The 15,546-nt window shown below is 59.7% G+C and carries 4 protein-coding genes; 2 read left to right on the top strand and 2 right to left on the bottom strand.

What is annotated here, in order from left to right; all coding sequences use genetic code 11:
* Positions 1 to 17: 17 nt before the first annotated feature.
* Positions 18 to 12,278: an Ig-like domain-containing protein gene (locus tag B9Z47_RS08310; RefSeq protein ID WP_158271648.1), complete on the bottom strand. Its 12,261-nt coding sequence runs from the start codon at positions 12,276 to 12,278 to the stop codon at positions 18 to 20.
* 1,059 nt (positions 12,279 to 13,337) lie between these two features.
* Positions 13,338 to 14,087, bottom strand: coding sequence for an SOS response-associated peptidase (locus tag B9Z47_RS08305; RefSeq protein ID WP_108330811.1), 750 nt, complete (start codon positions 14,085 to 14,087; stop codon positions 13,338 to 13,340).
* Positions 14,088 to 14,252: 165 nt separating this feature from the next.
* Between B9Z47_RS08305 and B9Z47_RS08300 the strand changes: the two genes are divergently transcribed.
* Positions 14,253 to 14,789, top strand: a complete 537-nt coding sequence (locus tag B9Z47_RS08300) for a pseudouridine synthase (protein WP_108330810.1) — start codon at positions 14,253 to 14,255, stop codon at positions 14,787 to 14,789.
* Positions 14,790 to 14,857: 68 nt separating this feature from the next.
* On the top strand, positions 14,858 to 15,496 hold the full coding sequence (locus B9Z47_RS08295) for a nitroreductase family protein (protein ID WP_108330809.1): 639 nt from the start codon (positions 14,858 to 14,860) through the stop codon (positions 15,494 to 15,496).
* The last annotated feature ends 50 nt before the right edge of the window (positions 15,497 to 15,546 follow it).

Here is a 15,546-nt window from a genome sequence, read left to right as displayed (position 1 = left end):
CTGCGGCCCCGTCAGGTTCACAACAGGTCTTGGGTCAGCATCTGATCGATGAACAAACTCGCAGAACTGCCAGCGTGGGTGTATTGGGTGTAGCTTCGACCCGGTTCAAAGCCAAACTGGGCGCCGAAGTTGTTTTGCAGTGCGGTGCCCCCCAAATTGGTCACGGCCGTCCAGTTGACACTGTCCACCAGTTGAACCGTGTTGAGCGAGGTGCCATGGACGACCACCATCTTGGACTCGTCCGCGTCTGTTGTGGCGGGGTTGTCCGGCAGGTCGGTGGACAGGTCCAGCACCTGTTGCAGGCCAAGTTTGACTTTGTTGCCATTGCCAACACCCAGGTCCAGCACGCTGAAGTTGTGCACCTTGCCCGCCACCGTGGTGTTCGTCAGGTCCATGTTGACATTGACACCCGAAATTTGCAGCGCGTTCACACCAGCGCCGCCGTCCACCTGGGCAGTGTTGGCATTGGCCAAGGTGGCGACGCTGTTGCCATTCAAGATGACCGTATCGTTGCCGGCCGCAGCATTGATCTGGTCGACGCCGCCGTTGCCAAAGATCACCTCGTCATTGGCCAGGCCGGTCAAGGTGTCGTCGCCACTGGTGCCCACGATGTCGGCCACCGGGGCCAGCTCGTCCACAAACAACGTGGCACCACTCTGGCTGAATTGGGTGTACTTGTGGTCGGCAATAAAGCCATATTCAGAGCCATACAGCGTGGTCAAGCTATCGCCACCCAGTCCGCTCAATGTCGCCCAGTTCAGTGTGTTTTGCAGGCTCACGGCGTCACCGCTGCCCGCCTGAACCACCAGCATCTTGGACTCGTCGGCGTCCGCTGTTGCCAAGTTGTCCTGCGCACCTGACAAGGTTTGCACGTTTTGCAAGTTGATCTTGAGTGTGTTGTTGCCGTTGCCCGTGATGTCCAACACGCTGAAGTGGTTGACCTTGCCTTGCACGGTCACATTGGTCAGGTCCAGCAAGGTGTTGGCTACGGTCAGCTTGAGGGTGTTGATGCCTGCCCCACCGTCGAAGTTGGCCGCGTTCACGGCGGGCAATGACTGCACGTTGGAGTCGTTGACAACGATTTTGTCGTTGCCATCGTCGGCATTGATCTGGTCAATACCACCCTTGGCCAAAATGACATCAGAGCCGACGCTGCCGTTGATGACGTCGTCCCCCGCCGTGCCGTTGTAGGCGGGTGACGATGCCAACGTTGCCACGGTCAGGGACACGGTGTCGGTCGTGCTGGAAAAGGCCGTGGAGCCGCCCACTGCCGTGATGTTGTAACCCTGTACCTGCATGCCGAGCACAGATTCGGGTTCGTTGTTGGTCGTATCCCAGGCCCGAATGGTCAAGGCATCGGCAATCGTGCCTTCCACGCCCACATGGGGCTGGAAGTAAATGCGCTTGTTGGCTTGGCCTTTGAGCAAAATGGCGTTGCCAGAGCTCACTTCAAAGGCTGGCGTTGTCCATGTGACGCCGCCGTCACCAGACAAATACAAAGTGCCCATGGCCGTGTTGACACCAATGATGGCGACGCCGTTGACCACGTTGACAACATCCGCATCGGTCACACCCGTGACCAATGTGTTGGCCGACACACCCAATGCATATCGGTTCTCGTCGGTTGGCAACAACAGGCTCGTCAGGGGTTGGATGCTGGGCAATACCAAATTGGCATCGGGCAAGACGGGTGAATCGTTCAGTTTTTTCACTGCGATCCAGGTGTAGGGCGAGCTGCCCACATTGGTCTGCCCACTTTCGTCCGTGACAGACCAGAAGACTTTGCGCGTCGTGTCCGTCGCGTAATCGTCTCTGGTGTGGTGGTACTTGACTGCGTTCAACGCATCTTGGTACTCCGCCACGGTGGCCACGCCAGTGAAAGTCAAAACACCTGTGGTGTTGTTGTAATTGCCACTGATGTTGGAGCCCGGTGGCAGCGTGAAAGTCAAGACATCGCCGACCATGAATGGATTGGGGTTTGTAAAAGACCCCACCCTGACCGTAGCACCTTGCAAGTTGGCCGAATCCACATCACTCACCCGAATGGGCGCGGTCATCGCCGCAACGGGTGCACCGTTCTCGGTGTACAACACGTAATCAATCGAATCTCTTGTGACTACCGGTGCATCGTTGACAGGCGTCAGCGAGATTTTCAATTGCGCCGTGGTTTCCTTGCCTGCCGAGTCCTTGACCTTGTACGTGAAGGTTTCAAGGGCCGCGGTCTGGATGGGGTTCAGGTCTGCTGTGCGGGTGTAAGTCCAGCCGCCATCAGGGCTGAAGGCCAAAGTACCGTGTGTGCCCGTTGGCAAAGAGGTCAGCTCGTAGGTTTCCGTGCCATCCTTGTGGGTGTCGTTGGTGGACACATTGCCCGACAGCAACGTGCTGTCTTCGGTGCCTTGCGCCTCATCCAGAACAGCCAGGGGTGTGTTGTTGTAGGGCGCAGAGTCGCTCGTCACCTGGTTGTTGAGGTTGGTGGATGTGGCCGTCAATTGACCGGCAGGCACTTCGCCCGCACTGTCCAATGACCATATGCCATTCACGACTGTCACGGTGCCAATGAGCACATTGTTGACGTCCTTGACTTCAATGGTCGCGCCCTCCTCGCCTGTGCCTGTGACGGTGATGGTGCCGCTCGGGTTCTGGGTCAGGGGTTCGTTGATGTTGACAGGGATGGCACTTCCCAATTGCCCGGTGACTGGCGCGCTGGTGTTGCCTGCGGGGTCTACGGCGGTCACGCCGTAAGTGCCGATGATCGTGCTCGGTGCCGGATCGATTTCCACTGTGAACACGCCGTCCGGTCCTGCAGTCACGGTGTGTGTTCCGCCTGCAGGGTCGGTGATGGTCACGACCGCATTGGGCTCGTCCACTTTGCCACTGACAGATGGCTTGCCATCGCCATCAGGGTCCCCCACGACGACGTTCGTGACCACGGGTGCAGTCAGGTCGGTTTCCGTGACGCTCACGGGCGCGCTAGTGTTGCCTGCGCCATCCACCGCTTTGGCAGTGTAGGTGCCCTGCAGTTGGGTCGGTGCTGCTGGCAGTTCCAGGCTGAACTTGCCATCAGGTCCGGCCATCGTGGTGTGTGTTTTGCCCTCTGGGTCGGTGATGGTGACCTTCACGTTGGGCGTATCGACCACGCCACTGACGGTGGGTTTGCCATCGCCATCGGTGTCTTTGGCGTCCAGGTTGGTGATCACTGGCGCAAGCAGGTCGGTTTCGTTGACGGTGACCGGCGCGCTGGTGTTGCCTGCAGGGTCCACTGCGGTCACGGTGTAGTTGCCTGTCAGTGGGCTTGGTGCCGGATCAATCTCGACACTGAACTTGCCGTCCGGGCCTGCGGCCACGGTGTGTGTTTTTCCCTCTGGGTCGGTGATGGTCACCACCAGGTTGGGGTCGGTCTGGCCGGTGACGGTGGGCTTGCCATCGCCATCGGTGTCCACCACGTCCACGTTCGTGACCACGGGCGCGGTCAGGTCGGTTTCCATGACGCTCACAGGCAAGCTCAGTACGTTTGCGCCATCCACAGTGATTGCTGTGTAGGTGCCCAGCAGTTGGAGCGGTGCCGGATCAAGTTCCAGGCTGAACTTCCCGTCCGGACCTGCGGTCACGGTGTGCGTGATGCCGTCCGGGTCGGTGATGGTCACCACCAGGTTAGGTTCGTTCACCTGACCCGTCACGGTAGGCTTGCCGTCGCCATCGGTGTCTTTGACGTCCAGGTTGGTGATCACGGGTGCTGTCAGATCCGTCTCATTGATCGTGACTGGAGCGCTGACGTTACCAGCGGCATCCACCGTGGTCGCGGTGTAGTTGCCCAGCACCGGGTTTGGTGCGGGATCAAGTTCGATGCTGAACTCGCCGTTCGGGCCTGCGAGCACGGTATGTGTTTTGCCCTCTGGGTCAGTGATGGTCACGACCAGGTTCGGTTCATCCACTTTTCCGCTGACGGTGGGTTTGCCATCGCCATCGGTGTCTTTGGCGTCCAGGTTGGTGATCACTGGCGCAAGCAGGTCGGTTTCGTTGACGGTGACCGGCGCGCTGGTGTTGCCTGCAGGGTCCACTGCGGTCACGGTGTAGTTGCCTGTCAGTGGGCTTGGTGCCGGATCAATCTCGACACTGAACTTGCCGTCCGGGCCTGCGGCCACGGTGTGTGTTTTTCCCTCTGGGTCGGTGATGGTCACCACCAGGTTGGGGTCGGTCTGGCCGGTGACGGTGGGCTTGCCATCGCCATCGGTGTCCACCACGTCCACGTTCGTGACCACGGGCGCGGTCAGGTCGGTTTCCGTGACGCTTTCCGTGGCCGAGTCTGCGCCGTTCACCGCTGTGGCGGTGTAGGGGCCCTCCAATGGGGTCGGCGCTGCTGGCAGTTCCAGGCTGAACTTGCCATCGGGTCCGGCCATCGTGGTGTGTGTTTTGCCCTCTGGGTCCGTGATCGTCACAACCTGGTTGGGTTTGTTGATGACACCGCTGACCGTGGGCTTGCCATCACCGTCCGTATCTTTGGCATCCAGATTGGAGATGTCCAGGCCATCCGCGTAAGGCGCGGTATCTGTAGCCACGTTGGCATTGATGTCTGTGGCCGTGGCCGTCAGCGTGCCAAACGGCACTGTGCCTGCACTGGTCAGTTTCCAGGTGCCATTGACCAGCACGGTGGTTGTTCCAATGATGGCGTTATTGACATCCTTGACCACGATCGTCGCGCCAGGCTCGCTTGTGCCTTCAACAAGCAGCGTACCGTTGGTGTTTTGGAACACGGGCTCAGTGATCTGCACCACAGGCGGTTTGTTGTCCACATAGGGGGCCGTATCGGTCGCCACTTCCGAATTGATGTCCGTCGCGGCCGCTGTCAATTCGCCTTGTTTAACTGGAACCTTGCTGGTCACGGACCAAGTGCCGTTTTGCAACACAATGGTTGTGCCCACCTCCACTCCCGCATAGCCTGTCACTTTGATCGTCGCACCAGGCTCACTTGTGCCGCTGACGGTCAAGGTGCCGTTGGGGTTTTGTGTCACGGGCTCGTTGATGTTCACCGCAGGCGGTTTGTTGTCCACGTAGGGGGCCGTGTCTGTGGCGGTGTCTCCGTTGAGACTGGCGTTCGCTGTCAACGTGCCTTCTGGCACAGGGCCGGCACTGACCAATGACCATGTACCGTTGTCCTGCACGGTTGCTGTCCCCAACAAGGCACCGTTGACACTGGTCACCTGGACGAGTGCGCCCTTCAAGCCTGTGCCGCTCACGGTCAGTGTTCCGTTGTCGTTTTGCACCACGGGCTCATTGATCACCACAGTGACGGGATTGACATCTGTGACGTTGAAGGTCAGGGTGTTGGCGTTGGTGCTGGTGTCCGAACCTGCATTGGCCGTGCCACCGTTGTCCTGAACCTTGAAGCCAATGGACGCATAGCCCGTGCCGTTGGCGTTGGGCGCTGGCGTGAACACCAGATTGGCCAAATCCGCAGCCGAGATGCTCTGGCCTGCTTCCACATTCAGACCACTGAGTTTCAGAGTGCCGGCAAGAGGCAATGCCGTGATGATCACCGCTTTCAGCGAGTTTGCAGGCGTGTCCAGAGCATCGGCAAAACCGAAGTCAGCCGCAGAGAACGTTTTGCTGGAGCCTTCCAGCAAAGTGATCGTGTTGCTGGCTCCGGTGGGCGCATCATTGACCGCAGCAATGTTCACGGTCACGGTATCGCTGTCGCTGAGTGTGCCGTCGCTGCTGGTCATGGTCAGCGTGGCGGTGCCGCTGTAGTTGGCCCCAGGTTTGTAAGTGACGGCGTTCTGTGCGGCCAACAAGGCATTGATGGCACTGAGGGTGCCGGTCAATTGCACACTGCCCGTGTTGTTGGTCGCGATGCTCACGCCGTCGCTTGGCAACAGTGTGATGGCTCCGTTGGTCACCGACAGGGTCACGGTCATGGTGCTGGTGCCTGCGTCCGTATCGCTGACTTGCAGACCGGTGATGACTTTGTTGATGTCTTCGAGCGTGGTTTGCAGGCCAGGTACCGTGTTGACAGGAGCGTTGCCTTGGACCTGGGTGTTGTAGTCCACACTGTCTGTGACATTGCTGCTGTTGCCTGCGCCGTCGGTGACGGCCACGCTCACTTCAACTTGTGTGTCCGGGTCGGCCAGCAGGTCAGCTGTAGGCACATTCACGCTGAAGCTGCCTTGGGCGTCCACCGCAGCGGTGAAGGTTTTGTCATTGACGCTGACGGTGGCCACATCGCCAGGGCGGAATTCGCCTGAGACTTTGCCGCTGACGGGCATCGTGGTCTGACCGGCTTCTTGCGCCGAAATCAGGTTGTCCGGGGTGATGTTGTTCACCGTGACGCTGGCCACAGGTGGCGTGATGTCCACACCGTAGTTCTGCACGGCATTGGCCGTGACGGTGCCTGCAGGGGTGGTGGCCGCTACGCTGGCGTTGATCTGGGTGTCGCCGTCGGCCAGCAAGTCGGTGGTGGGCACGTTGACGCTGAAGTTGCCTTGGGCATCCACTGAGCCGGTGAAGGTTTTGTCGTTGACTTGCAGGGTGACTTTGTCGCCGGCTGCGAACACGCCTGTGACTTTGCCGGTGACTGCGGTGTTGGGGCTTTGGGCCTCGGTTTTGTTCAGCAAGTTGTCTGCCGTGACGGGGTTGACCACCAGCGCTGTGCCGGTGGTGGGCAGGCTCTCCACCGCGTAGGTTTGGCTGTTTTGGGTCGACTGAAGTTGCCCGGTGATCGGGTCTTTGGCCAGCACGCTCACTTGCACTGTTTTGTCCGCATCGGCCTTGAGGTCGGCCATGGTCACGCTGACGGTGAATTCGCCTGCGGCGTTCACGGTGCCCGCCACAGTCTTGTTGTTCAGGTTGACCGTGACAGCATCGCCTGCCGTGAACGGTCCTGTGACTTTGCCGGTCAGGTTGACAGACGTCTGGCTGCCTTCGCTGGGGCTGATGATGTTGTCGCCTGTCACCGGGTTGAGGGTGATGGCCGCTGTGGTGCCCGGGTTGACGCTGGCGTTGTAGTCTTTGACAGCGGGTGTGTTGGTGGTGTTGCCTGCACCGTCGGTGACGGCCACGCTCACTTCGACTTGGGTGTCCGGGTCGGCCAGCAGGTCCACCATGGGCACGTTCACGCTGAAGTTGCCTTGGGCGTCCACAGCAGCGGTGAAGGTTTTGCCGTTGACACTGACCGTGGCCACATCGCCAGGGCGGAATTCGCCCGTGACTTTGCCGCTGACGGGCAGCGTGGCCTGACCGGCTTCTTGCGCCGTAATCAGGTTGTCCGAGGTGATGTTGTCCACCGCGACGCTGGCCACTGGTGGCGTGATGTCCACACCGTAGTTCTGCACGGCATTGGCCGTGACGGTGCCTGCGGGGGTGGTGGCCGCTACGCTGGCGTTGATCTGGGTGTCGCCGTCGGCCACCAAGTCGGTGGTGGGCACTTTGACGCTGAAGCTGCCTTGGGCATCCACCGAGCCGGTGAAGGTTTTGTCGTTGACTTGCAGGGTGACTTTGTCACCGGCTGCGAACACGCCTGTGACTTTGCCGGTGACGGCCGTGTTGGGGCTTTGGGCCTCGGTTTTGCTCAGGATGTTGTCGGCCGTCAGGGGATTGACCACCAAAGCTGTGCCGGTCTGAGGGGCTGTCTCGACGGTGTAGGTCTGGCTGTTGTTGGCGACTTGGGTCTGGCCTGTGATCGGGTCTTTGGCCACCACGCTCACTTGCAATGTTTTGTCCGCATCGGCCTTGAGGTCGGCCATGTTCACGTTCACCGTGAATTCGCCCGCCGCATTGACGGCCGCTGTGACCGTGCTGTTGTGCAAATTGATCGTGGCCACATCGCCTGCGGTGTAGGGGCCGGTGACTTTGCCCGTCAAACTGACGGTGGTCTGGTTGCCTTCGGTGGGGCTGATGATGTTGTCGCCCGTCACTGGGTTGAGTGTGACGGCCGCTGTGGTGCCCGGGTTGACGCTGGCGGCTGCGTAGTCCTTCACGGCAAGTGCTTCGGCGGTGTTGCCTGCACCGTCGGTGACGGCCACGCTCACTTCAAGCTGGGTGTCCGGGTCGGCCAACAGATCGGTGGTGGGCACGTTAACGCTGAAATTCCCTTGCGAATCCACAGGTGCGGTGAATGTCTGTCCATGGATTTTGACGGTGACCACATCGCCAGGGCGGAATTCGCCTGAGACTTTGCCGCTGACGGGCATCGTGGTCTGACCGGCTTCTTGCGCCGAAATCAGGTTGTCCGGGGTGATGTTGTTCACCGTGACGCTGGCCACAGGTGGCGTGATGTCCACACCGTAGTTCTGCACGGCAGTGGCCGTGACGGTGCCTGCAGGGGTGGTGGCCGCTACGCTGGCGTTGATCTGGGTGTCGCCGTCGGCCAGCAAGTCGGTGGTGGGCACGTTGACGCTGAAGCTGCCTTGGGCATCCACCGAGCCGGTGAAGGTTTTGTCGTTGACTTGCAGGGTGACTTTGTCGCCGGCTGCGAACACGCCTGTGACCTTGCCGGTGACGGCGGTGTTGGGGCTTTGCGCCTCGGTTTTGTTCAGCAAGTTGTCTGCCGTGACAGGGTTGACCACCAGCGCGGTGCCGGTGGTGGGCAGGCTCTCCACCGCGTAGGTTTGGCTGTTTTGGGTCGACTGAAGTTGCCCGGTGATCGGGTCTTTGGCCAGCACGCTGACCTGGACAGTCTTATCCGCATCGGCCTTGAGGTCGGCCATGGTCACGCTGACGGTGAATTCGCCTGCGGCGTTCACGGTGCCCGCCACAGTCTTGTTGTTCAGGTTGACCGTGACAGCATCGCCTGCCGTGAACGGTCCTGTGACTTTGCCGGTCAGGTTGACAGACGTCTGGCTGCCTTCGGTGGGGCTGATGATGTTGTCGCCTGTCACCGGGTTCAGGGTGATGGCCGCTGTGGTGCCCGGGTTGACGCTGGCGTTGTAGTCTTTGACAGCAGGTGTGTTGGTGGTGTTGCCTGCACCGTCGGTGACGGCCACGCTCACTTCAACTTGGGTGTCCGGGTCGGCCAGCAGGTCCACCATGGGCACGTTCACGCTGAAGTTGCCCTGGGCGTCCACCGCAGCCGTGAAGGTTTTGTCATTGACGCTGACCGTGGCCACATCGCCAGGGCGGAATTCGCCCGTGACTTTGCCGCTGACGGGCAATGTGGCCTGACCGGCTTCTTGCGCCGTAATCAGGTTGTCCGGGGTGATGTTGTCCACCGTGACGCTGGCCACAGGTGGCGTGATGTCCACACCGTAGTTCTGCACGGCAGTGGCCGTGACGGTGCCTGCAGGGGTGGTGGCCGCTACGCTGGCGTTGATCTGGGTGTCGCCGTCGGCCACCAAGTCGGTGGTGGGCACGTTGACGCTGAAGCTGCCTTGGGCATCCACCGAGCCAGTGAAGGTTTTGTCGTTGACTTGCAGGGTGACTTTGTCGCCGGCTGCGAACACGCCTGTGACTTTGCCGGTAACGACGGTGTTGGGGCTTTGGGCCTCGGTTTTGCTCAGGATGTTATCCGACGTGACGGGATTGACCACCAAGGCAGTGGCGGTGCCGGGGGTGGTTTCAACCGCGTAATCCTGGCTGCTTGCCGCTGTACTGGTCTGACCGGTACCGGATTTTTTGGCCAAGATGCTGACTTCGACTTGGGTGTCCGGGTCGGCCTTGAGATCGACCATGTTGACGATGAAGCTGTACTCACCTTGGGCATTGACCTGGGTGGTCTGCGTCTTGCCATTCAAGCTGAGGGTGACGACGTCACCCACGGTGAATGCACCGGTGACTTTGCCATTCAGGGCAATCGCGTCAGCCTGGCCTTCTGAGGGTGAAATGATGTTGTCGCCGGTCACCGGATTCAGGCTGATGGCCACCTCATTGGAGGGTGGCACGGCTGTGCTGCCATAGTCCTTTGGCGCTGTCACTGAGGTGGTGTTGCCCACGGTGTCGGTCACGGCCACCGTGACGTCAAGCAGGGTGTCCGGGTCGGCCAACAGATCGGCTGTGGGCACATTGACGCTGAAGTTGCCTTGCGAGTCGACTGTGCCCGTGAAGGGCTTGCCATGAACGCTGACGGTCACCACATCGCCGGGACGGAATTCACCGATCACTTTGCCCGTGACGGGCAGTGTGGCCTGACCGGCTTCTTCCGCCGAAATCAGGTTGTCGGGGGTGATGTTGTTGACCGTGACAGCGGCCAGGGGCGGTGTGATGTCCACGCCATACTTTTGCGTTGCCGAAAAGCCCAGGCCACCGGCATTGACCACCGTAGCCGTGATTTGGGTATCCGCGTCGGCCAGCAGGTCGGTGGTGGGCACATTGATGCTGTAGTTGCCGCCGCTGTCCACCACGCCGGTGAAGCTCTTGTCGTTGATTTGCAGGGTGACTTTGTCACCCGTGGCGAACACGCCACTGACTTTGCCCGTGATGGGTGTGCTCGTGTTTTGTGATTCAGCGATGTTGACAATGTTGTCCGCAGTGACCACGGCGATGGTGATGGCCGTGCCGGTGTTGGCGGTGGTCTCCACCATGTAGTTTTGGCTGTTGCTGGCGATGCTGATCAACCCGCCTTGCGGGTTTTTGGCGGCCACGCTGACATCGGCTTGTGTGTCGGTATCTGCCTTGAGATCGGCCATGCTGACCGCGCTGAAGGTGTATTCGCCCTGTGCGTTGACGGATGTGGTCAAGGCCTTGTTGTTCAGCGTGAGGGTGACGGTGTCGCCAGCCGTGAAGGCCCCAGTGACTTTACCGGTCAAGTTGGCTGTGGCCTGCGCGCCTTCGGTCGGCGTGATGATGTTGTCGCCCAGAACCGGGTTGAGGCTGATCGAGACACCGCTGTTGGGCACGGTGCCCTGAACGTTGTAGTCCAATTTACCCGGAACGTTCACGGTGTTGCCAGCGGCGTCGGTGACGGCTGCGCTCACTTCGAACTGGGTGTCAGGGTCGGCCTTGAGGTCGGCCATTGGCACTTTCACGCTGAAAATGCCTTGTGCGTCCACCGCGCCCGTGAAGGGCTTGCCGTTGACGGTGACCGTGACCACGTCACCTGGACGGAATTCACCACTGACTTTGCCGGTGACAGGCAGGCTGTCCAAGGCCACTTCTTCCCCTGAAATCAGGTTGTCGGGCGAGAGGTTGTCAACGGTGACCGTGGCCACCGGGGGCTTCGTGTCCACATTGACAACGAAGGGGGGGCTGGTGTTGGTGACACCATCAACCGTGGTCGCAGCCGTCAAATTGTGCGCGCCTTCGCCCAAGGGTGTGGTGGGCGTGTAGGACCACGCCCCATTCGGTCCAGCAGCGACGGTGCCCAAGACGGTGTTGCCATCGCGAATGGTGACCACGGCCCCCGGATTGGTCAGACCGCTCAGAGTGGGTGTGGGGTCGTTGGAAAATCCGTTTGAGGTGAGATTGACCACCGCATCGTTTGGGTTGCCCACGTTGTCGGTCACGCTCCCGATGGTGGGAGCGAGCAGGTCCACGACATAGTTCTGAACAGCACTGGCATTGACGGCACCGGTGGTGCCGGTCTGAACACTGCCGGCAATTTGTTTGTCGCTGTCAGCCAGCAGATCGGCGGTAGGAACAGGGATGCTGAATTCACCCGCTGCGTTGACAAGACCCGTGAAGTTTTTGCCGTTGATCACCAAGGTCACTTGGTCACCCGCCGCGAAAACACCCGACACCCTGCCGCTCACGACGGTGTTCGGGCTTTGGGCCTCTTGCGCGGTGAGGGTGTTGTCAGCCGTCACCGGTTCGATGACCAAGCTGGTGGCCCCGGCAGTGCCTGCCTGAGCGGCGACAGCTGCGGCACCCGCACCGGCCAAGCCCAAAGCGGCCAGCAACGGGTTAAAGGCCAACACGGCCACCGCAGCACCGGAGCCCACCACTTCTGCACCGCCGAGGGCCACACTCACGTACTGGCCACCATCGGCCAATTGGGGGATCAGGCCTTTCGGGTCCGGATCTTCAGGGATGTATTCGTAAAAATTGCCCGTGTGTGTTTCACCCACCAAGCCGTTGTAGCCCTCGGGCATGACATCGTAGTAATCCTCAATGATCACATCGGACTGGTTACCCCCCTCGAACACGATGTGCAAATTTTTGCCTACACGCTTGACCTTGACGTACTCAGGCGCCGTGTTTTTGTCCTTGCCGATTTCTTGCAACTGGTACTTGGTGCCGGGCTGCGCCTTGATGCGCAACGGTTGACCCCGATCCCCCTGCCCCTGTGCTGCATCCAACGTTTGGTTGTTTTCTGATTTGCCAGAGTTGACGACGATTTTGTATTTTTTTGACATGGTGTTTCCGGATCGTTGGGGTCGGGGAATGAGGGTTTCGTCAGGACGAAAATTCTGGATTTGAGATGCAGCAGGGCTTTTCAGCGCCTTGCGGGCTTGGCCTGGCATGCGTCAGATGGCAGTGGCCCATCAAACGCAATGGCCGCAGGCATCGGCATGGCGACGTCTGCGGCTCGAATGGAGGGGATGAATGAGGGTCGCCGGGATCGATGCGAACAATGACTGAGTGCCTCGGCCTGAAGCCCGATGGGGGCCCATTTGGAACGCGGCGCGCCAATGCCTGCCGGCTCAGTCGCCACGAAGTTCAAAACAGCGTTTCGGGTCTGATTCATCCAAGGCCTCCCTGATGACCAACTTTTCTTAAAATTTAACACTTTTGGTTGAATAAAAATGGATTGGCACGCCGCTTGATGCACAAGTACTTCAAATATTTAGAGTATTTTGTTGTTAATTTTGTAATCATACAGATCTAAATGATGGAATTTCCTTTCAATTCTAAGCACAAACACCGTATTGAGGTATTCACCAAAAGGGTAAGTTGTAACTTTTGTTATATTTTTTTAATAAACTTTATAAATGACGATTTAAACGAATTGCACAAATAAAACAAATAACAACAGGGGGATGCTGCGGTTTTAAATATGAGCAGGACTTTTGAACCCGCAGCCCACTCAAAAGCCTTCATTCGTCAAGCGACCGCCCCGGTCGTACCCAGGGTCGCGACAGTCGTCGACCATTACGCGGGAGGCATCCGTCTCTGGTCGGCGCCATCGCTGGCGAAAAAGTGATCGACAAAAAGACCAAAACCAAAAAAATGGGCTCAAGAGCAGCGCGGCCTGCTGCGCCGCCTGACAAGCGAATCCAGCACGACCCCAAAGCAGGCATGACAGGTGTGTTCAAGCCACGGTGCTGAAGTCCGTCATATGGACGCGAACGGGCTTCACAAAGTCGGCTTTGCGAAAAACATGCCATGGAATTGCCGCTCAGCGCAGCCGGGCGGGATGCGGCGCCTGCCCTCGCCCCATTCGGCCCTGAATACAGTGCGGCCCGGGGGTGCCGTTACTTCTTTTGTACGGGATTGGCCAGCAACAGGTTGGCCGGATAGGCCCGCATGAATTCACGCGCCTTGTCGAGCGGGGCGCTCAACCAAGCAGCCCAGGCACCTTCGTTCAGGATGGCGGGCATGCGCTTTTCATTGCCGTTTTGGCCATAACGGTTCATCAGCGCGTGGCTGTTGGCATTGACCGTCAGCAAGGTGAAGCTGGTGATTTCTTCGCCGTCTTTGGCCCAGTGCTCCCACAAGCCTGCCACGCCCATGGGTTTGCCGTCCACCCGAGCAATGCGGGTGGGCACAGCTTTGCCACTGCGCCAGTCGTCTTCAAAAAATGCCTGCAGCGGGATGATGCAACGTTGGGCCTTGAGCCAGATATCCCGTGTGGGCGTGGCCGTGCTCATGGTCTCGTAGCGGGTCACGGCCAGCTTGGTCGAGCGCAGTTTGGCGTCCGACACCGACTTGACCCAGGCAGGCACCAAACCGAACTGACCCTGCGCCAACGCCATCACAGCCGGCCCTGCGGGAGCGGCTTGGTCGGCATCGGCTTGTTGCCTGGCAGCGGCATCAGGCGTCACCGTCTCGTCGCTGGGGCCCTGAGGCTCGGCCGCCCCCGGTTTGCGCGAAGTCGCTTGGCGGATGAAAAACCCCTGTTGGCGTGGCCAGACCTGCTGACCCATCAGTGTTAAGGGTGCGGTGACGCCAAAGGCTTCAGCATACAGATCAGGACTTTTCAAACATTCATATTGGGCGCTCATGCAGGGAATGCTAACCCACGACCTGACACAGGCCTGCGGTCTGCCCTTGATCGCCGATGGGTCGGCCTGCGCATCGCCATCATGGACCCGCCTTGGCGTTGAGACCAATTGAGCTTCATGACCTGATACGCTCGTGCGTTCACCCCTGCCCTGCTTCGCTTGCCCATGCTGATCCGTTTCAACAAACCCTATGGCGTGCTCAGCCAGTTCACCCCGGAAGGGCGGTGGCACGGCCTCAAAGACTACATTGACCTGCCTGGTGTCTATGTGGCCGGGCGATTGGACGCCGACAGCGAAGGCCTGTTGTTGTTGACAGACGACGGCCAACAACAAGCACGAATTGCCGAGCCACGCTTCAAAATGGAAAAAACCTACCTGGTGCAGGTCGAGGGCGAGCCCGATGAACCCGCACTGGCTCAACTGCGCCGGGGTGTCATGCTCAACGACGGCCCGACTCTGCTCGCCCGCGCACAACGGGTTGAATGTCCGGCCGACCTGTGGCCGCGCACCCCACCCATCCGGGAGCGCAAAAACATCCCGACAGCCTGGATTGAGCTGGTCATCCGCGAGGGCCGCAACCGACAGGTGCGGCGCATGACCGCCGCCGTGGGCTTGCCCACGCTGCGTCTCATCCGCACCGCCATAGGTCCCTACAGCCTGGAAGGACTGACCACCGGGCACTGGAAAGAAGTCCCCTTTTGAACAGGCTCGCCATCAGGCCACCGCTGTTCGGACACAATGACGCGTCTTTACCTCACACAGGAAACTGCATGTCTGATTTGCTGAACAAACTCGAATGGCGCTATGCCTGCAAGAAAATGGACCCCGCCAAGGCTGTGCCCCAAGACAAAGTGGACCGCATTGTCGAAGCCGCCCGTCTGGCCCCGACGTCCAGCGGCTTGCAACCGTTCGAAATCCTCGTGGTGACCAACCCCGCCGTGCGCGAGCAGATCAAGCCCAAGGCTTGGGGTCAGGGCCAAATCACCGATGGTTCGCATTTGCTGGTGTTTGCGGCGTGGGACAACTACACGGCCGAGCGCATCAACATGATGTTTGACATGACCAATGCCCAGCGCGGCGGCACCAATGAAGGTTGGGAAAACTACCGCCAGATGCTGCTCAAGAACTACCCTGTCCGTGAGCCTCAGGTCAACTTCGAGCATGCTGCTCGCCAAGCTTACATAGGCCTGGGCGCGGCCCTGATCGCCGCCGCCTTTGAAGAAGTTGACGCCACCCCCATGGAAGGCTTTGACCCCAAAGCCGTCGACGAGATCTTGGGTTTGTCAGCCCGTGGCCTGCGCAGCGTGGTGATCGTTCCCCTGGGTTACCGGGCTCTCGAAGGCGATTGGCTGGCGAACCTGAAAAAAGTGCGCCGACCAACCGAGCAGTTCGTGACCGAAGTCAAGTGATCGCGTCAAGCCCCAAATTCGGCCCGGCGGCAAGCGAGGCCGGCCGGGTT

The organism is Limnohabitans sp. 2KL-1 (assembly GCF_003063435.1).
Classification (GTDB): domain Bacteria; phylum Pseudomonadota; class Gammaproteobacteria; order Burkholderiales; family Burkholderiaceae_C; genus Limnohabitans_A.
This window is presented reverse-complemented; position numbering and strand designations above follow the sequence as displayed.